The organism is Pseudomonas sp. NPDC089918 (assembly GCF_050280605.1).
Classification (GTDB): domain Bacteria; phylum Pseudomonadota; class Gammaproteobacteria; order Pseudomonadales; family Pseudomonadaceae; genus Aquipseudomonas.
In genome coordinates this window covers 26,917-44,496 of record NZ_JBNNVP010000042.1, presented here as the reverse complement: position 1 = coordinate 44,496, position 17,580 = coordinate 26,917, and the positions used below count along the sequence as shown (strand labels likewise).

Here is a 17,580-nt window from a genome sequence, read left to right as displayed (position 1 = left end):
AACAATAAGAGAACAGCGATGAAACAGATCTTTCCAGCAACCGGTTCAGTGTTGTCCCTGGCGGTCGTCTCGGGTTTTTCCAGTGGCGTAATGGCCGCCGAGGGGGGCTTTATCGAAGACACCACGGCCACCTTGCAGGCGCGTAACTATTACTTCAGCCGGGACTTTTCCGACATCGTTGGGGCCAATCAACAGTCGAAGGCCGAAGAGTGGGCGCAGGGCTTCATCCTCAATGTCAAATCCGGTTATACCCAGGGCCCGGTCGGTTTTGGTGTGGATGTCATCGGCCTGCTCGGCCTCAAACTCGATAGCAGCCCGGACCGGGTCAATACCGGTTTGCTGCCGGTGCACGATGATGGTCGCGCGGCAGATGATTACAGCCGTCTGGAAGGTGCGCTGAAGATGCGTTACTCCAAGACCGAGCTGAAAGTGGGTGAGTTGCAACCCAACGTGCCGGTGCTGGCCTTCAGCGATATCCGGCTGCTGCCGCCCAGCTATCAGGGCGCAAGCATCAGCTCCAATGAAATCGATGGTCTGACCTTGCAAGGCGGCCACTTGAATTCAACCAGCCTGCGCAACGAGGCCGGCGACGAAAAGATGCAAGCCATGCTCGGTCATGTTCCGCAGCGTCAGGTCAGCAGCGATGGTTTCAACTTTGCTGGCGCCGACTACGCCTTCAATGACAAGCGCAGTTCGGTCAGTGCCTGGTTCGGGCAACTGGAAGATATCTACAACCAGCGCTTTCTCGGCTTCAAGCACAGCGAGCCGTTGGGAGGCTGGACCCTGGGCGCCAACCTTGGCTATTACGATTCGCGTGAAGACGGCAAAAAGTTGCTGGGCAATATCGACAACCAGGCGTTCTTCTCCTTGCTGTCGGCCAAGCGCGGCGGCCACACGTTTTATGTCGGCTATCAGGGCATGTTCGGCGACAGCGCCTTCCCGCGGGTGTTTGCCAACATTTCACCGCTGGGCAACGAGGTACCGACCTACGAGTTCGCCTACACCGATGAACGCTCCTGGCAAGCGCGTTACGACTACGACTTCGCGGCCCTCGGCTTGCCCGGGCTGACCAGCACCGTGCGTTACATCACCGGCAATAACGTCGACACCGGCAAGGGCTTTGAAGGCAAGGACCGCGAGCGCGATCTGGACATCGGTTATGTGCTGCAGAGTGGCAGCCTCAAAGGCCTCGGCATCCGTGTTCGCAATGTGATGGCGCGTTCCAACTACCGCAGTGATATCGACGAAAACCGCCTGATCCTCAGCTACACGTGGAAGCTGTTATGAGCCCGCGGTCACAGATCTGTGGTGCAGTCACCCATGACTTCGTACGTCACGCGATGGGCCTGGCCCTGATGATCGACGTACTCCATGGTCGCAGGCACAACCCCGCAGGCGGTTGCAGTATTCGTCACTGAAACCACCTTGGCGATGTCCAACGGCTGCACCGGGTTGTACGAGGTGGCGGCTGGCTCGTTGCCGGCGGCCAGGGCCGAGGTGGCGGCGAGGGTCAAAAACAGGCTGATCAAGGTTTTCATTTTTCCTTACTCCGTGTTGATTCCGATGGCTCAATTCTAGGCTTTGTCCGTGGGTGATAAAGGGGGCTGGGTCTGATTCAGCTTTACAGGAAACGTAACAATCGCTGGTTCTTTTTTATCGGGTACATATCCGTTTCTGCGGTAATGGCGACCATAAGCAGCCATTACCGCAGCAACGGATATGTACACGATCAGAAAAGAGCCGCCATTACCGCAGAAACGGATACGCCCCCCAATCCTAAAACACCCCTCCAGAGCAAAGTCGAAGGGCGGTAGACTGAGGGCCTGTTCTCTTTCGGCAAGACAAGGGAGTGTGCCCAGCCATGATCGGTGCCGAGTTACTGTCCTCCGAAACCCTGACGGTGGGGTGGTTGATCTATGCACCGGTGCTGATCTGGGCCATTGCGCGAGCACCCTGGGTCGAACTGTTCAGCGACAGTCGCCGCCAGCATCTATTGTTCGGCACGGTGTTCGCGCTGTTCATGCTCTGGCTGGTGCGACGAGACTTTGATACCGGCGTGTCCTATCACTTCATCGGCATGACGGCGGTGACGTTACTGCTGGATTGGCCGTTGGCGATTGTCGGCGGGTTGGTCGCGCAAGCGGGATTGGTCCTGCTGGGGCGGCAGGACATGGCGGCCATGGGGGTCAATGGCGCGCTGCTGATTCTGCTGCCGGTGCTGGTCACCGAGTGCTGCGCCATCCTGGTCGAACGCGCGCAGCCGCGTAACCCCTTTGTGTACATCTTCTGTTCGGGTTTTTTTGCCGCTGCGTTGTCGGCCCTGTTGTGCCTGACTCTGGCGCTCACGCTGCTGTGGTATGACGAACGTTTCGCCATGCCGTACTGGCTGACAGATTTTGTCGGCTACCTGTGGCTACTGATTTTCCCGGAAGCGTTTATCAACGGCATGGTGGTCAGCGCATTGGTGGTGTTCTGTCCCGAATGGCTGGAGACGTTCAATCGCACGCGCTACCTTTCAGCGCCCTGGAAGGACGACGATCCCAAATCTTGATCCACATCAAATCCAAAAAGCGTTGCCGAATCCATGCTCTGGAAAACCTTCAGGAGCAATGGCATGAGTGTGTATGAGTGGGCCCGGCAGGAGTTGCGTCAGAGTCTGGATGTGGCGCAAGAGGTGGGCTTCGATCCGGGATTGAGCCTGCGCGCCTTGCTCAGTGCGGTGGTGCAGCAGAGCAAGGCGGTACGCAATATGGAAGACCTGGCCGATGAGTTGCGGTTTCTCGCCGAGAACCTCGACGAGGGCCAGGACTATGGCTTTATGCGGCCCTGAGGGGCGGGATCAGTGGCGCGGGTCGAAGTCGCCGCTGAACATCTCGTCCTCGGCATCGGGAGGCACCGGGATCTTGTGTTCTTCCGACGCCCAGGCGCCCAGGTCGATCAGTTTGCAACGGTCCGAACAGAATGGCCGGAACTTGCTTTCGGGGCTCCATTCGACAGGGGCGCCGCAGGTTGGGCAATCGACGGTTGGGGTTTGGCTCATGACTGGCCTCCACGCAAAGTAAGGTAAAAGTGATGCAGGCGTTCGACCTCGCTGTGCAGCCAGGCGAGGTCGCGGTCGTTGACCACCACATCGTCGGCATGGCTCACGCGGTCCTGTCGGCTGGACTGGGCCTTGAGGATCGCCTGGACCTGCTGTTCGCTGGTCTGGTCACGCTGCAGGGTGCGTTCGATCTGTAACTGTTCCGGGGCATCGATCACCAAAACCCGTTGGGTCATGGCGTACTGCCCGGACTCGATCAGCAGCGGCGAAACCAGAATCGCGTAAGGCGATTGTGCCTTGGCCAGATGGTGGGTGATTTCTTCGGCGATCAGCGGATGCAGCAGCGCTTCGAGCCAGCGGCGTTCATCCGGCACTTCGAAGATCAGCTTGCGCAGCGCCGCGCGATCCAGTTGGCCGTCGGCTTGCAGCACGCCGGGGCCAAAGTGCTCGGCGATCTTCGCCAGTGCCGGGCGACCGGGTTCTACCACCCAGCGAGCCGCATGATCGGCGTCCACCACGTGCACGCCCAGATCGATGAAGTGCTGGGCGGCCGCGCTTTTGCCGCTGCCGATGCCGCCGGTCAGGCCGAGAATCCAGGGTTTTTCCACAGGGGTATTCATTTCAAACCGACAAACTGCCAATAGAAGCCGGTTATTTGACCACCCCAGAGCAAGGCAATCCAGCCGGCAATCGCCAGATAGGGGCCAAAGGGCAGCGGAGTCGAGGTTTGCGCATCCCGCAGGCGCAGCAAAATCACCCCGATGATGGCGCCCAGCAGCGATGACAGCAGGATGGTCAGTGGCAGGGTCTGCCAGCCGCCCCAGGCGCCGAGCATCGCCAAGAGCTTGAAGTCACCGTAGCCGATGCCGTCCTTGCCGGTGATCAGCTTGAATAGCCAGAACACCGTCCACAACGCCATGTAGCCGGCCACCGCACCCCAGAGCGCGTCATGCAGTGACACGAAGAGCCCGAAACTGTTGACGATCAATCCCAGCCATATCAACGGCAGCACCAGCACATCCGGCAACAGCTGGTGTTCGGCGTCGATCAGGCTCATCGCCAACAGGCCCCAGCTCAGGACCAGCACCATGCAGGCCTGCCAGCCGAAACCGAAATGCCAGGCGACGAACGCTGACAGCACGCCGCAGGCCAGTTCGGTCAGCGGGTAACGTTTGCTGATCGGCGTCGCGCAGTTCGAGCATCGCCCGCGTAAAAACAGATAACTGAGCACGGGAATGTTTTCCCACGCTCGAATCCGATGGCCACAGTCGGGGCACTCGGAGTGAGGCAATATCAGGTTGTAAGCCGGGCCGGGGGCTTCGGGTGGCAAATCCAGGACGTCATGGGCTTGCAAGCGCCATTCACGCTCAAGCATTTTCGGCAGGCGCCAGACCACCACGTTGAGAAAACTGCCGATCAGCAAACCGATCACCCATGTGGTGATCACGAAGGCCAGTGAGTTGTGACTCAGAAATTCGTTCAAGGACATATCAGATCGCTGAGCCAAGTTGGAAGATGGGCAGGTACATTGCAACCACCAGGCCGCCGACGATAACCCCCAGCACCACCATGATGAAAGGCTCCATCAGACTGGTCAGGTTATCGACCATGTTATCCACCTCGTCCTCATAGAAGCTCGCGACCTTGTCGAGCATGTCATCCAGTGCGCCAGACTCTTCGCCAATGGCCGTCATCTGGATCGCCATGTTCGGAAATATACCGGAGGTGCGCATCGCAAAATTCAGCTGCATGCCGGTGGAAACATCCTGCCTGATGCGTAATACCGCTCGCTTGAACACGATGTTGCCGGTTGCGCCTGCCACTGAATCCAGGGCTTCGACCAGTGGCACGCCGGCGGCGAACGTCGTCGACAAGGTGCGGGCGTAACGGGCCACGGCGGACTTGTACATGAGCGCGCCAACCAACGGCAGTTTCAGCAGCCAGGTGTCCATTCGGTCCCGAAAGCCCGGGGACTTTTTAAAGGCATGGTGGACGCCGAAAATCAGCGCACCCAACATGCCGAGCACCATCCACCACCAGGCCTGCAGGAACTCTGATAAGCCGATGACCATCACGGTGAACGCTGGCAGTTCGGCGCCGAACCCCGAGAACACCGACTCGAACTGCGGCACAACCTTGACCAGCAGAATCCCGGTCACAATGATCGCGACGAACACCACCGCCAGCGGGTAGGTCATGGCTTTCTTGATCTTGGCCTTGAGGCTTTCGCTCTTTTCCTTGTAGGTCGCCACCCGTTCCAGCAGGGTATCCAGAGCACCGGCCTGCTCGCCGGCATCCACCAGATTGCAGTACAGCTCATCGAAATACTGGGGCTTTTTGCGCAGGGCCGCGGCGAAGCTGTTACCGGCCGCGACTTCCTGTTTTACCTCGTCCACCAGTTTGCGCATGTTCGGGTTATCGAAGCCCTCGCCGATAATGTCGAACGATTGCAGCAACGGTACGCCGGCTTTCATCATGGTCGCCATCTGCCGGGTAAACAGGGCAATGTCCAGGGCCTTGATGCGTTTGCCGGCACTGAAAATGGACGCGGTTTTTTTCCGCACCTTGCCCGGGTTGATCCCTTGCTTGCGTAACTGGGCCTTGATCAGCGCGGGATTCTGGCCGGTCAATTCGCCGGTCATTTTTGTGCCTTTTTTGTCTGTGCCTTCCCAGGCATATACGCTGATTTTCGCTGTTTTGACCGCCATGTTCAGTCCTTGGTGACCCGGTTGATTTCTTCAAGGCTGGTGATGCCTTGCATGGCCTTGAGCAGGCCCGAAGTACGCAGGTCGTTGAAGCCGTCCTTACGCATCTGGATGTCGATTTCCAGTGAATTGCCTTCGGCCATGATCAGCCGTTGCAGTTCTGGGGTGTTCTTTACCACTTCATAAATCCCTACCCGCCCTTTGTAACCGCTGTTGCACTGATCGCAACCGACCGGTTCATAGATCGTGAATGAGCCGATGCGTTCCTCGGGAAAGCCTTCTTTGAGCAACGCCTCGCGGGGAATCTCGATGGGTTTTTTGCAATGACTGCACAATTTGCGCGCCAGGCGCTGGGCGATGATCAGGCTGACCGAGGTCGCGATGTTGAACCCCTGAATTCCCATGTTGTGCAGGCGGGTCAGGGTTTGCGCGGCGCTGTTGGTGTGCAGAGTGGAAAGCACCATGTGCCCGGTCTGGGCAGCCTTGATGGCGATTTCAGCGGTTTCGAGGTCGCGGATTTCGCCGACCATGATCACGTCCGGGTCCTGACGCAGAAACGAGCGCAGCGCCTGGGCGAAATCCAGTCCCTGCCTGGGATTGACGTTGACCTGGTTGATGCCTTCGATGTTGATTTCTACCGGGTCTTCGGCAGTGGAAATATTGATGTCGACGGTGTTGAGGATGTTCAGCCCGGTATAGAGCGACACGGTCTTGCCCGAGCCTGTGGGGCCGGTCACCAGGATCATTCCCTGTGGCTGCTTGAGCGCGGCCATGTACAGGGCTTTCTGGTCGGGCTCGTAGCCGAGGGCATCGATGCCCATTTGGGCACTGGACGGGTCGAGGATCCGGATTACCACTTTCTCGCCCCACAAGGTCGGCAGTGTGTTGACCCGGAAGTCGATGGACTTGCTTTTGGACAGCCGCATCTTGATTCGCCCGTCCTGGGGTTTGCGCCGCTCGGAGATGTCGAGACTGGCCATGACCTTCAGCCGCGAGGCAATGCGGTTGGCCAGTTGCGTCGGCGGCCTGGCGACCTCCCGCAGCATGCCATCGGTGCGCATGCGCACGCGGTAGATTTTTTCATAGGGCTCGAAATGCAGGTCGGAAGAACCGCTCTTGATCGCGTCGAGCAACATCTTGTGGACGAAGCGCACCACCGGCGCATCATCGGCATCTTGCCCTACAATAGAGTCCTGTTTCTGGTCATCGACCGACTCGATGTCCACCCCGTCGAGGTCGACATCGGCCATGTCTTCCAGGCCGGTGGAGTGGTTGTCGAAGAATTTTTCGATGGCGTCGCTGAGCTTGTCTTCCTCCACCAGAATGGCTTCGGTGCTCAGCCCGGTGCTGAACTGGATGTCGTTGATGGCCTGGTGATTGGTCGGATCGGAAATCCCCACGAACAGCTTGTTACCACGCCGCCAGAGGGGCAGGGCGTGGTGCTGGCGGATCAGCTTCTCACTGACCAGCCCTCGGGGTTGAGTGTCCTTGTCCAGGCAGTTGAGGTCCAGCAGGGCCATGCCGAAATGCTCCGAGGCCACCTCGGCGACCTGCCAGCTTTTCAGCAGTTTGTTTTGCACCAGATAGCTGACCAGCGAAATTCGATTGCGTTGGGCTTGTTGATACGCCTGTTGCGCACTTTGGTCAGTGATCAGTTCGGCCAGTACCAATTGCTTGGCCAGACCGCTAAGGGCGATGTCATTCATTGGGATACCGGACGCAGACAGTGAATGACTTATAGCCTAGTCAAGCAGTGGAACCAAACCAGCCGGGGTGAGGTGACAAAAAGTGTCAGATAGTGCGGATCCTTGGAGTAGGAAAGGTCTTTGCCGCGATCTCGCGCCCAGCAGGCAGGGGCGCACGCAACTTGGCATGACCTGTGCTGTGCCTTGTTCAGATCATGAGATTTCGACTCATGCATGGAGCCTGTCTATGAAAAATCAAAAAGGTTTTACTCTGATCGAGCTGCTGATCGTGGTGGCGATCATCGGGATTCTGGCGACGTTTGCGTTGCCGCAATATTCGAAGTACCAGGCGCGGGCGAAAGTGACCGCTGCTCTTGCAGAAATCTCGGCACTGAAAGTGCCTTTCGAAGACATTATCAACCAAGGTACTAATCCGACCCTCGCTCTGATCGGCGGTACGGCGACCACAGGTAATTGCACAATTACAGCATCGGGTACCGCCGCTGACGGCGCAGGTACTATCGGTTGCACGATCCTCAATGCTCCAGGACCGGTACTCAGCAAAACCATTACGCTAACACGCACACTCGCTGGTGGTTGGACGTGCGCCACCACGGCTGAACAGGAATATGCTCCTAAAGGCTGCACGGGTGCTGCCGCTGCTGGCTGATCCATTGTCATCCTGCCAATGCCCTGCTTCTCACGACGCGGGGCATTTTTTTGTTCGTCTTTTCCCCTGTTGTTCGAATTATCAAGAAACCCCCGACAATTCATGGCCTTAGGCCTGCGTTAAAACCCGCAAGTTGCATGTAGATAATTTATCAGTCATGCATTTTGCATGATTTCGGAAATTGTCTTTTTATCTAACTTATTGATTTATAACTATTTATTTTTTATCTGACAGTTGGCACAGCGTTCGCACTATCTCCTGTAACCCTGCTGACAAGACACGCAGCAGACTTTCCAGAAATACAGGAGTTACTCGTATGAAGAAGTTCGCTATCGCTGCCGCTACTGCTACCGCGTTGACCCTGACCATGGCCAACGCTGCATTCGCACAGACCACCCAGGCGACTCAGGCACCCATGATGCTGGCCGCCGGTGAAGTCACTGAAGCGAAAGAGGATGTTTCCGATACCTGGATCACAACCAAAGTCAAAGCAGACCTGGTCACCGAAAAAGGCATCCCAGGCACCGACATCAAAGTCGAAACCAACAAAGGCGTTGTTTCCCTGTCTTCCATGACCGTTCTGACAGATGCTCAGAAAACAACCGCCGTGGCTATCGCCAAGAAAATCAAAGGCGTCAAAGCGGTGTCCGCTGACGGCCTGAAATCCGAGTAAGACAAGGCTTCTCGCCTGGACCGGGAGAAGGTGCGGTAGACGGGCCGAGTCATACGTCTGCCGCTACTTGAGAGTTCATGCGAAGGCTACAAGGACGTGGCCATTACAGGCCCCGGCATTCGTGTCGGGGCCTGTTCTATTGCGGACTACGTAAAACAACTGTGGGAGCGGGCTTGTGTGGCGAGGGGTATTGCCCCCGTTCGATTGCGAAGCAATCGTAAACCGGTCACCGCATTCCCATTCAAGATCGCGGAGCCCGGTTTCAGGGGCGCTCCGCACCCCAACGGGGGCAAGCCCCCTCGCCACACAAGCCCGCTCCCACATTGGTTTGTGGTGGATTCAATTACCACGCTTGCTGGTGATTCGAACCAACCTGTTTCCTTCAAAGCGCAGGTACTGGTACATCCCGCTGTTGGGCCCGTAGGTCCATTCCTCGACTTGAAATTCTTCCCGTCGATTGGCGCTGCGCTTGTAGCCCAGCAAGTCGCGGGCAACGGGCTCTCCGCATTTTTGCAGCACTTCGCTGGACCTGTCCCCGACGCTGATCAATTGACTGCCGCAACGCAAGGTATCGGCCGCCGCTGCCTGGCCGGCAACCAGCAACAGAGACAGGCTCAGAAGCCAATGTGCGCCCATCATTCGGCATCCAGATGCATGGGCGTGATAACGCGGCCATCGCTTTCTGCCTCGCCGAGGCTGGCATCGATGAAGTACACGCGGTCATCGGCCAATTGCCCCTTGTCCACCAGATAATCCTTGATGCTGCTGGCCCGTTCTTGCCCCAGTTGACGCAACAGCACCTCGCTGGAACTCCAGAACGCGATCACGTCTTCCCGCATTTTTTTGCTGCGTTCTTCCTTGCCCAGATCCTTCCATTCGGCGGGCGGCTGGGTCTTGAGGCGTGTGCGGTAGATCCCTTCAAGCAGCGGGCCTTTCTCGTTGTCCGGTACGTCCAGCAACGAGGCTTGGGCCGGTACTTTGTCACCGCGACGCTGGAGCATTTTGTAGTAGTTGTACTGGTATTCCCGCTCCAGGCGTTGCTCGGCAATCAGCGGGCCGTCGCTGCTCTTGGCGGCGGTGCCTTCGATTTCCAGGCGCAGGGCCGGACGCTCCTTGAGCGCTTGGGACAGTTTGACCAGCGCCGCTTCGGCGTCTTTGCTCAAGTCACTGGAACCCGGTGCAAATGCCACGCTGCCCAAGTCTTCCGAACCACCGCCGCTGACCAGCCCGCCAATCATTTTGAATGGCGCTGCGGCGGCTTTCACGATCAGGTTGCGCAGGGTCTGCCAGATAATAGGCATGACACTGAACTGAGGGTTGTTCAGGTCGCCGCTCACCGGCAGTTCGATGGAAATCTTGCCGTCGACATCCTTGAGCAAGGCAATCGCCAGTTTCAGTGGCAGGCTCACCGCGTCCGGGCTGTCGACCTTTTCACCCAGTTGCAACTGCTCGACCACCACTTTGTTTTCGGCCAGGAGCTGGCCGTTGGTGATCTTGTAATGCAGGTCGAGATTGAGCCGGCCCTTGCGGATACGGTAACCGGCGAACTTGCCGGAGTAGGGCGTCAAAGTGGTCAATTCCACCCGTTTGAAACTGGTGGCGATGTCCAGGCTGGCCATCGGGTCGAACGGATTGACCGAACCCTTGATGGTCACCGGTGCATAGCGGTCGACCTTGCCCTTGACGTCGACGCTGGCCGGTTTTGCCTGGCGGCTGTCGATGGTGCCAATCTTCCCGTTGAGCTGTTGAACGGCGGTGGCGAAGTTCGGGGTCAGGCTGAAGTCGGCGAAGTTTGCCGAACCGTCATTGATGGCAATGCCGCCAATGTGGATGCCCAGCGGTTTTTCTTTTCCGGCTGCCGGTTTGGCCGCAGCGGTGGTTGTGGCGCCGGCGTCGGCCGGTTGCGGGATCAACAGGTCATCGACGTTGGTGGTGCGATCATCGTTGATCATGAAGCGTGCATAAGGCTGGAACAAGTTGACCTTGTCGATCGACAGGCTGTCGCCATGCTGATAGTTAAGGCCTTCGAGCACCAACTGTTGCCACTTGAGGAAGTCGCGGGTTTTCAGAGTGTCGAGGGTATGCAGTTGATCGACCTGGGCTTTGCCTGTGACGCTGAACGCCAGCGGTTCGGTGCTTTTCAGGTCGACCGCCAGATCACTGCCCAGCATTCCGCTGCGCAATTCGAGACGAATGAACGGGTTGATGTAGGACTGGGCGACACGGAGGTCGATGTCCTTCGTCTGCACGTTCAGTTTGGCGCTGATCGGGGCCAGATTGACCACGCCGTCCGCGGTGATCTTGCCTTGCTTGCCCACGCCGGAGTCGAGCTTGAGGTTGAAAGGTGAGCCATTGAGGCTGTCGAAATTTTGCAGGTCCAGGTTTAGCGGACCCAGCTCCAGCGCCACCGCCGGTTGTGCCTTGCGGTCGGCCAGGTGCACCTGATAATCGCGTAGCTGCACGTCTTTGAGCAGCACCTGCCAAGGCTTGCTCGGCGCGGTCGGTTCAGGCTTCGGCGAATCGGCCACTGCCGGCGCGCTGGCTGGCTCGGCATTGGCTTTGTTGGCCGCTTTGGACGGCTGACTGGCGAACAGTTTTTGCCAGTCGAGTTGCCCGTCGGCTTCGAGGGCGGCCCAGGTTTCCAGTTTTTTGCTACGGATCTTGCCGACCACCACTTGCTGTTTGGCCAGGTCTACGGTGGTTTCGCTGATGTCCAGCCGCTCGAGCTTCGCCATCGGTCGACCGTCCGGCGTCTTGATGGCGAAAGGCGCGACACTGACGGCAACGTTACTTAGCAGCAGTTCGGTTTCCTTGGCCAGGTTGAGTTTGTAGTCGGTGCTGAGGCTGATGACGCCATCTTCGAGTGCAAGTGGCACAGCATCGCGCACATAGGGCCAGAAGGATTTCATCTTGCCGTCGGTGATTTTCAGCTTACCTTCGGAGGCGATCGGGATCAGGCTGAAATTACCGGTCCAGTCGATCTGTCCACCTGCCGGGCCGATGGCGACCAACGTCATGTCGGCGCTGTCTTCAGGCAGGGTGCTGAGGTTTTTCAGTTCGAAATCGAGTTTGTCATAGAGGAACTCGATGGGTTCGCTGGGCCGTGCATCCTCGAAATGTAAGGAGCCGCCGGCCAGTTTGATTCGCTCCACGCGCAGAGGGAATGGTTTGGCGTCCGGATCGACCGGGGTCGGTTCGCTGGCGGGGATTTTGAACAGGCCGAGCAGGTTGAGTTTGCCGTCTTTGCCGAAAAGGATTTCGGTCTTGGGTTTGTCCAGTTCGATATCGGACAAGTGCAGCGCCTTGGTCCAGAGGCTATCGATCTGCAGGTTGGCGTACAGACGTTCGAAGCCCACTTGCTCTTTGCCCGGCTCGCCGATGACCAGGCCCCAAAGGGTGACTTCAAGGCTGAACGGATTGAGTTCGATCCGCTGAATCGTGGCGGGCGTCGTGGCGTAGTTGGCCAATTGTTGGTTGGCGATTCGCAACGCGATGCCCGGCAAAATCAGAAATCCCAACAGGCTATAAAGAGCCAGGGCAGTCAACAAGGCGCCGATAGCGCGAATCAATCCTTTGGGCATGTGCGGCTTCATCTGTCGGAATCGGAGTGCCTTGGAGTATGGCATGCGTTTGCGGTTCCGAAGCAACCAGGCTTTATAGGATTTATCTGATTATCGGTGCGAATTTTCAGAGCTGCAGAATCAGCGTTTTCAGTGGCGGCTGCTGATCCAACGATGGGAAATCGCTGCCCGGTGTCAGCGCTGTCCACTCACGCACCGGGCGCCCAGCCTTCTCTGCGCAGCGCAAAACCTGCTCGCGCCAATCGTCCATGCTGACCTTCGCCAGGTTGTTGCAGCAGATCAGTACGCCATCGTCGGCGGTGGTCAGCAGCGCCGGTTTGAGCAGGCTCTGGTAGTCGCGCAACAGGTCGACCGTGCCGAAAGCACTCTTGGCCCAGGCCGGAGGATCAAGCAGTACCAAATCGTACTGACGCGGGTCCAGACGTTGATAGCTCGGCAGTTTCTGGCCGCGACGCTGGCTGATCGGCAGACCGGCCAATTGACGAATCGCCGGGAAATAATCGGACTGGATGAATTCCATCGTCGGCAATTGCGGGTTGAGCAGACCGTTCTCACGACCGACCGCCAGATTGCCTTCGGCAAAGTCCAGGTTACACACCTCGCTCGCACCACCCGCCGCGGCGCTGAGGCCGACGCCACAGGTGTAGGCAAACAGGTTCAGCACACTTTTGTTTTTGCTGTGCGCCTTGACCCAGCCGCGAGCGTTGCGCAGATCGAGAAACAGCAACGGGTCCTGGCCAGCGTGGCGCCCGCGAACCCGGTAGTTCAGTCCCCATTCGTGGCCGATCAAATCTTGCAGGGCGGCTTCGTCGGCGCGGTAGACGGTGTCTTCGCGGTCGATGCGCGAGTTACCACGGGAACGGTCGTTGTAGACCAGCAGGGTGTCGAGGCCCAACTGCTGATTGACGATCTCGTGCAGTTGCAGCAGAGCGTCACGCTCCAGCGCCTGATGAAAACTCTGCACCAACAGTTGCGGACCGTAGCGGTCGATGGTCAGGCCGCCGGCGCCTTCCTGGCTGCCGTGGAACAGGCGATAGCAATCGGTGCCTTGCTGATGCAGCTCGGCAAGCAGGTCCTGACGATGATCGAGGGCGGCGCGCAGCGCCTGATTCAAGGAAGACATGCTGGGCGCCTTGCAGGAGGGAATTGGGGCGCGGGAGTTTAACAGCTATGGGCTTTGAGTTTTGTGGGCAAATGTGAGGGATGTGCTGGCTGCGAGGCCGTCTTCGCGGGCAAGCCCGCTCCCACACTGGATGTATGACGTTCAAAAATCCAATGTGGGAGCGGGCTTGCTCGCGAAGCTTTTAAGCTCTTTCGCTCGCAGTGCTACGCCTTGGCCTCAGCCGATGCACAACACGAGTTCATTGGTTCAGCCGCTGATCGATCAGCCCTTGCACCACGCTCGGGTCGGCGAGGGTCGAGGTGTCACCCAGGCTGTCCAGTTCGTTGCAGGCGATCTTGCGCAGAATTCGTCGCATGATCTTGCCCGAACGGGTTTTCGGCAGGGCCGGCGCCCACTGGATCAAGTCCGGTTTGGCAAAGCTGCCGATTTCCTTGCTGACATGCGCCAGTAATTGTTTCTTCAGTTCGTCGTTGGGTTCGGTGCCATTCATGGGTGTGACAAAGGCATAGATGCCCTGGCCTTTGACGTCGTGGGGGTAACCGACCACGGCGGCCTCAGCGATGCTGTCGTGCAGCACCAGGGCGCTTTCCACTTCGGCCGTGCCGATGCGGTGCCCGGAGACGTTGATCACGTCGTCGATGCGCCCGGTGATCCAGTAATCGCCGTCCTCGTCGCGACGTGCGCCGTCGCCGGTGAAGTAATAGCCGGGGTAGGGCTTGAAGTAGGTTTCGATCATCCGTTTCGGGTCGCCGTAGACGCTGCGGATCTGCGCCGGCCAGCTGGACTTGATGGCCAGTATGCCGCTGCCGGCGCCTTTGATTTCCTTGCCGTGTTCGTCGAGCAATACCGGTTGCACGCCGAACATCGGTTGGGGGGCGCAACCGGGTTTGATCCGTTGGGTGCTGACCAGCGGGCTGAGCATGATGCCGCCGGTTTCGGTCTGCCACCAGGTATCGACAATCGGGCAGCGCTGCTCGCCGACTGTATTGAAATACCACTCCCAGGCTTCCGGATTGATCGGCTCGCCGACGGTGCCGAGTAACCGCAGGCTCTCGCGGGACGTTTCCTTCAACGGCTCGGGGCCTTCACGCATCAGTGCACGCAGGGCAGTCGGGGCGGTGTAGAAGATGTTCACGTGGTGCTTGTCGATCACCTGCCAGAAGCGCGAGGTGCTGGGGTAGCTCGGCACACCTTCGAAGATCAGCGTGGTCGCTCCGTTAGCCAGCGGCCCGTAGACAATGTAGCTATGGCCGGTGACCCAGCCGACATCGGCGGTACACCAAAAGATTTCACCGTCGCGATAGTCGAACACGTACTTGAAGGTCATGGCGGCTTGCAGCAAGTAGCCGCCAGTGGTGTGCATTACGCCTTTGGGTTTGCCGGTGCTGCCGGAGGTATAGAGGATGAACAGCGGGTCTTCGGCGTCCATAGGCTCTGGCGGGCAGTCGTTGCTGACGTCGCGCAAAGCCTGGTGGTACCAGATGTCCCGATCCTCGACCCAGTTAACCTGGCCTTGGGTGCGTTCGACCACGATCACGGTGTTCACGTTGGGGCAGCTTTGCAGCGCCGTGTCGACGTTCTGTTTGAGCGGCACGAATTTACCGCCGCGCACGCCTTCGTCGGCAGTGATCACGGTGCGGCAATCGGCGTCGAGAATCCGGTCGCGCAACGAGTCCGGAGAGAAGCCGCCGAACACCACCGAATGAATCGCGCCGATTCGCGCGCAAGCGAGCATGGCGTAGGCGGCTTCGGGGATCATCGGCATGTAGATGCACACGCGGTCGCCTTTCTTCACACCACGGCTTTTGAGCACGTTGGCCAGTCGGCAGACGTTGTGATGGAGTTTTTTGTAGGTGATCTGGGCGGATTCGGCGGGGTCATCGCCTTCCCAGATGATCGCGATTTGATCGCCGCGTTTTTCCAGGTGACGGTCGATGCAGTTGTAACTGACGTTTAACTGTCCACCAGCGAACCAGCTCGCCTCACCGGTTTTCAGGTCGTAACGCTGGACGGTTTGCCACGGCGCGCTCCAGTCGAGAAAGCGTGTGGCCTGTTCTGCCCAGAAGGTGCTGGGGTGCTCGATGGATTGGCGGTACAGGCGTTGGTAGTCGTCTTGACTTAACTGTGCAGCCCGGCGGACGGCATCGGCTTTGGGGAACGTGCTGATATCGAACATGACGGTTCCTTATTCTTGTTGCAACAAGTAATAAAGATGCGCCCTGTGAATTTTGAGTTCAAGTGTACATAGAACCAATGTGGGAGCGGGCTTGCTCGCGAAAGCGGTGTGTCATTCAACATTGGTGTCGACTGATACACCGCTTTCGCGAGCAAGCCCGCTCCCACAGGGTCAGTGATGACCTGTGGGAAAGAGTCTCAAATCACCCGCGGTGACGACCGCGGAAGTAGTTGATCAAGCCTTGGGTGGAGGCATCGTCGGCCGGGGTTTCTTCGCTGCCGACCAGGCGGTTGTAGACGCCTTTGCCCAGTTCCTTGCCCAGCTCCACGCCCCACTGGTCGAAGGCGTTGATGCCCCAGACCACGCTTTGCACGAAGACTTTGTGTTCGTACATCGCCACCAGTGCGCCGAGACGACGCGGGCTGATACGTTCGACCACGAGGGTGTTGCTCGGACGGTTGCCCGGGATCACCTTGTGCGGCGCGACTTTTTGTACTTCCTCTTCGCTCAAGCCCTTGTCGCGCAGTTCGGCTTCGGCCTCGCCCAGGGTCTTGCCCAGCATCAGCGCCTGGCTTTGCGACAGGCAGTTGGCGTACAGCCACTGGTGGTGGTCGGACACCGGGTTGAAGCTGACGATTGGCACGATAAAGTCGGCCGGAATCAGTTGGGTGCCTTGGTGCAGCAACTGGTGATAAGCGTGCTGACCGTTGCAGCCGACGCCGCCCCAGATCACCGGGCCGGTATCGGTGGACACTGGCGTGCCGTCCTGGCGTACGCTCTTGCCGTTGGATTCCATGTCCAGCTGTTGCAAGTGTTTGGTGATGTTGCGCAGGTAGTGGTCGTACGGCAGGATCGCGTGGCTTTGCGCGCCCCAGAAGTTGCCGTACCAGACGCCGAGCAACGCCAGCAGTACCGGCATGTTCTGTTCGAATGGCGCGCTCTGGAAGTGCTGGTCCATGGTGTAGGCACCGGACAGCAGCTCTTTGAAGTTCGACATGCCGATGGCCAATGCAATCGGCAAACCGATAGCCGACCACAGCGAGTAACGCCCGCCAACCCAGTCCCACATCGGGAAGATGTTTTCTTCGCGAATACCGAACGCTACCGCTGCCGCGTTGTTGCTGGATACGGCGATGAAGTGACGGTACAGCTCGGCTTCCGAACCACCCTGAGCCAGGTACCAGGCGCGTGCGGCCTGGGCGTTTTTCAGGGTTTCGAGGGTGTTGAAGGATTTCGACGAGACGATGAACAGTGTGGTCTCGGCGCGCAGCTTCATGGTCAGTTCGTGGAATTCACTGCCATCGATGTTCGCCAGGTAATGGCAGCGCACGCCTTTCTGGGCGTAGGACAGCAGCGCTTCGGACACCAGTTCAGGGCCGAGGAACGAGCCACCGATGCCGATGTTGACCACGTCAGTGATCGGCTTCTCGGTGTAACCGCGCCACAAACCATCGTGGATGCGGCCCACGAGGTCGGTGATCTGGTTCAGCACTTTATGCACGTCGGGCATCACGTTGACGCCGTTGACCGACAGCTTGTCGCCCACCGGGCGGCGCAGTGCGGTGTGCAGGGCGGGGCGGCCTTCGGAAGAGTTGACGATTTCGCCATTGAACAGCGCTTTGATCGCGCCTTTGAGGTCGACTTCGTTGGCCAGGCCCACCAGCAGGTTGCGGGTCTCGGCGTTGATCAGGTTTTTCGAGTAGTCGAGAAACAGGCCGCAGCTGCTGAGGGTGAATTGAGTAAAACGCTGCGGATCGGCATTAAAGGCTTCGCGCATGCTGAAATCCTGCATGGCTTGGCGGTGGTCATTCAGCGCTTGCCAGGCGGGCAGAGCGGTAACGTCGTGAGGGGTGCGGTAATACGCCATCGCTGCGGTTTTCCTTTTTACTTGAACGGCCTTTTGAACACGATAAATCCCGGAGCGCTG

General features: G+C 58.5%; 16 protein-coding genes. 5 read left to right on the top strand and 11 right to left on the bottom strand.

Annotation, left to right across the window (positions count from 1 at the left end; genetic code table 11):
* The first annotated feature begins 18 nt into the window (after window positions 1–18).
* Window positions 19–1,287, top strand: a complete 1,269-nt coding sequence (locus tag ACQKPC_RS24450; protein WP_427626865.1) for an OprD family porin — start codon at window positions 19–21, stop codon at window positions 1,285–1,287.
* Window positions 1,288–1,295: 8 nt separating this feature from the next.
* On the opposite strand, the gene ACQKPC_RS24445 is transcribed toward ACQKPC_RS24450, so the two are convergent.
* Window positions 1,296–1,538: a DUF2790 domain-containing protein gene (locus tag ACQKPC_RS24445; RefSeq protein WP_427626863.1), complete on the bottom strand. Its 243-nt coding sequence runs from the start codon at window positions 1,536–1,538 to the stop codon at window positions 1,296–1,298.
* Window positions 1,539–1,861: 323 nt separating this feature from the next.
* Between ACQKPC_RS24445 and ACQKPC_RS24440 the strand changes: the two genes are divergently transcribed.
* Both ACQKPC_RS24440 and ACQKPC_RS24435 read left to right on the top strand, forming a co-directional pair.
* The gene (locus tag ACQKPC_RS24440) at window positions 1,862–2,551 is read left to right on the top strand and encodes an energy-coupling factor ABC transporter permease (RefSeq protein ID WP_427626861.1); all 690 of its coding nucleotides are present in this window, start codon (window positions 1,862–1,864) and stop codon (window positions 2,549–2,551) included.
* 63 nt (window positions 2,552–2,614) lie between these two features.
* A complete protein-coding gene (locus ACQKPC_RS24435) occupies window positions 2,615–2,830 on the top strand; it encodes a hypothetical protein (RefSeq protein ID WP_237886718.1) in 216 nt (71 codons plus the stop codon).
* A 9-nt stretch (window positions 2,831–2,839) separates the two neighbouring features.
* On the opposite strand, the gene yacG is transcribed toward ACQKPC_RS24435, so the two are convergent.
* Genes yacG through pilB form a run of 5 tightly spaced genes read right to left on the bottom strand, consistent with a single transcriptional unit; the run spans window position 2,840 to window position 7,451 of the window.
* Complete coding sequence (gene yacG / locus ACQKPC_RS24430) at window positions 2,840–3,040, bottom strand: DNA gyrase inhibitor YacG (RefSeq protein WP_008015124.1); 201 nt, start codon at window positions 3,038–3,040, stop codon at window positions 2,840–2,842.
* A complete protein-coding gene (coaE, locus tag ACQKPC_RS24425; protein WP_123497164.1) occupies window positions 3,037–3,660 on the bottom strand; it encodes a dephospho-CoA kinase in 624 nt (207 codons plus the stop codon). Before coaE ends, yacG begins: the two co-directional genes overlap by 4 nt.
* Complete coding sequence (locus ACQKPC_RS24420; RefSeq protein ID WP_427626858.1) at window positions 3,657–4,529, bottom strand: prepilin peptidase; 873 nt, start codon at window positions 4,527–4,529, stop codon at window positions 3,657–3,659. The genes coaE and ACQKPC_RS24420 overlap by 4 nt, the downstream gene beginning before the upstream one ends.
* A 1-nt stretch (window position 4,530) precedes the next feature.
* Complete coding sequence (locus tag ACQKPC_RS24415; protein WP_427626856.1) at window positions 4,531–5,748, bottom strand: type II secretion system F family protein; 1,218 nt, start codon at window positions 5,746–5,748, stop codon at window positions 4,531–4,533.
* Window positions 5,749–5,750: 2 nt separating this feature from the next.
* Window positions 5,751–7,451: a type IV-A pilus assembly ATPase PilB gene (gene pilB, locus ACQKPC_RS24410; RefSeq protein ID WP_427626854.1), complete on the bottom strand. Its 1,701-nt coding sequence runs from the start codon at window positions 7,449–7,451 to the stop codon at window positions 5,751–5,753.
* 226 nt (window positions 7,452–7,677) lie between these two features.
* On the opposite strand from pilB, the gene ACQKPC_RS24405 reads away from it, so the two are divergent.
* Both ACQKPC_RS24405 and ACQKPC_RS24400 read left to right on the top strand, forming a co-directional pair.
* Complete coding sequence (locus tag ACQKPC_RS24405; protein ID WP_008068485.1) at window positions 7,678–8,100, top strand: pilin; 423 nt, start codon at window positions 7,678–7,680, stop codon at window positions 8,098–8,100.
* 316 nt (window positions 8,101–8,416) lie between these two features.
* Window positions 8,417–8,773, top strand: coding sequence for a BON domain-containing protein (locus ACQKPC_RS24400; RefSeq protein ID WP_007901973.1), 357 nt, complete (start codon window positions 8,417–8,419; stop codon window positions 8,771–8,773).
* Window positions 8,774–9,112: 339 nt separating this feature from the next.
* Here ACQKPC_RS24400 and ACQKPC_RS24395 read toward each other — a convergent pair whose 3' ends face one another.
* From ACQKPC_RS24395 to pgi, 5 genes are all read right to left on the bottom strand, one after another.
* The gene (locus tag ACQKPC_RS24395; RefSeq protein ID WP_427626880.1) at window positions 9,113–9,409 is read right to left on the bottom strand and encodes a DUF2845 domain-containing protein; all 297 of its coding nucleotides are present in this window, start codon (window positions 9,407–9,409) and stop codon (window positions 9,113–9,115) included.
* Complete coding sequence (locus tag ACQKPC_RS24390; protein ID WP_427626851.1) at window positions 9,409–12,399, bottom strand: DUF748 domain-containing protein; 2,991 nt, start codon at window positions 12,397–12,399, stop codon at window positions 9,409–9,411. The genes ACQKPC_RS24395 and ACQKPC_RS24390 overlap by 1 nt, the downstream gene beginning before the upstream one ends.
* A 61-nt stretch (window positions 12,400–12,460) precedes the next feature.
* Window positions 12,461–13,477 carry a class I SAM-dependent rRNA methyltransferase gene (locus ACQKPC_RS24385; protein WP_427626849.1) on the bottom strand — a complete coding sequence of 339 codons (1,017 nt, stop codon included), beginning with the start codon at window positions 13,475–13,477 and terminating at the stop codon, window positions 12,461–12,463.
* 238 nt (window positions 13,478–13,715) lie between these two features.
* Window positions 13,716–15,653: an acetate--CoA ligase gene (gene acs, locus ACQKPC_RS24380; protein ID WP_427626847.1), complete on the bottom strand. Its 1,938-nt coding sequence runs from the start codon at window positions 15,651–15,653 to the stop codon at window positions 13,716–13,718.
* A 202-nt stretch (window positions 15,654–15,855) separates the two neighbouring features.
* The gene (pgi, locus tag ACQKPC_RS24375) at window positions 15,856–17,520 is read right to left on the bottom strand and encodes a glucose-6-phosphate isomerase (protein WP_427626845.1); all 1,665 of its coding nucleotides are present in this window, start codon (window positions 17,518–17,520) and stop codon (window positions 15,856–15,858) included.
* Window positions 17,521–17,580: the final 60 nt, after the last annotated feature.

Excerpts from the sequence above, each read along its gene's own strand:
- ACQKPC_RS24450 (WP_427626865.1), top strand. The coding sequence starts at position 19 with ATGAAACAGATCTTTCCAGCAACCGGTTCAGTGTTGTCCCTGGCGGTC.
- ACQKPC_RS24445 (WP_427626863.1), bottom strand. The coding sequence starts at position 1,538 with ATGAAAACCTTGATCAGCCTGTTTTTGACCCTCGCCGCCACCTCGGCC.
- ACQKPC_RS24440 (WP_427626861.1), top strand. The coding sequence starts at position 1,862 with ATGATCGGTGCCGAGTTACTGTCCTCCGAAACCCTGACGGTGGGGTGG.
- ACQKPC_RS24435 (WP_237886718.1), top strand. The coding sequence starts at position 2,615 with ATGAGTGTGTATGAGTGGGCCCGGCAGGAGTTGCGTCAGAGTCTGGAT.
- yacG (WP_008015124.1), bottom strand. The coding sequence starts at position 3,040 with ATGAGCCAAACCCCAACCGTCGATTGCCCAACCTGCGGCGCCCCTGTC.
- coaE (WP_123497164.1), bottom strand. The coding sequence starts at position 3,660 with ATGAATACCCCTGTGGAAAAACCCTGGATTCTCGGCCTGACCGGCGGC.
- ACQKPC_RS24420 (WP_427626858.1), bottom strand. The coding sequence starts at position 4,529 with ATGTCCTTGAACGAATTTCTGAGTCACAACTCACTGGCCTTCGTGATC.
- ACQKPC_RS24415 (WP_427626856.1), bottom strand. The coding sequence starts at position 5,748 with ATGGCGGTCAAAACAGCGAAAATCAGCGTATATGCCTGGGAAGGCACA.
- pilB (WP_427626854.1), bottom strand. The coding sequence starts at position 7,451 with ATGAATGACATCGCCCTTAGCGGTCTGGCCAAGCAATTGGTACTGGCC.
- ACQKPC_RS24405 (WP_008068485.1), top strand. The coding sequence starts at position 7,678 with ATGAAAAATCAAAAAGGTTTTACTCTGATCGAGCTGCTGATCGTGGTG.
- ACQKPC_RS24400 (WP_007901973.1), top strand. The coding sequence starts at position 8,417 with ATGAAGAAGTTCGCTATCGCTGCCGCTACTGCTACCGCGTTGACCCTG.
- ACQKPC_RS24395 (WP_427626880.1), bottom strand. The coding sequence starts at position 9,409 with ATGGGCGCACATTGGCTTCTGAGCCTGTCTCTGTTGCTGGTTGCCGGC.
- ACQKPC_RS24390 (WP_427626851.1), bottom strand. The coding sequence starts at position 12,399 with ATGCCATACTCCAAGGCACTCCGATTCCGACAGATGAAGCCGCACATG.
- ACQKPC_RS24385 (WP_427626849.1), bottom strand. The coding sequence starts at position 13,477 with ATGTCTTCCTTGAATCAGGCGCTGCGCGCCGCCCTCGATCATCGTCAG.
- acs (WP_427626847.1), bottom strand. The coding sequence starts at position 15,653 with ATGTTCGATATCAGCACGTTCCCCAAAGCCGATGCCGTCCGCCGGGCT.
- pgi (WP_427626845.1), bottom strand. The coding sequence starts at position 17,520 with ATGGCGTATTACCGCACCCCTCACGACGTTACCGCTCTGCCCGCCTGG.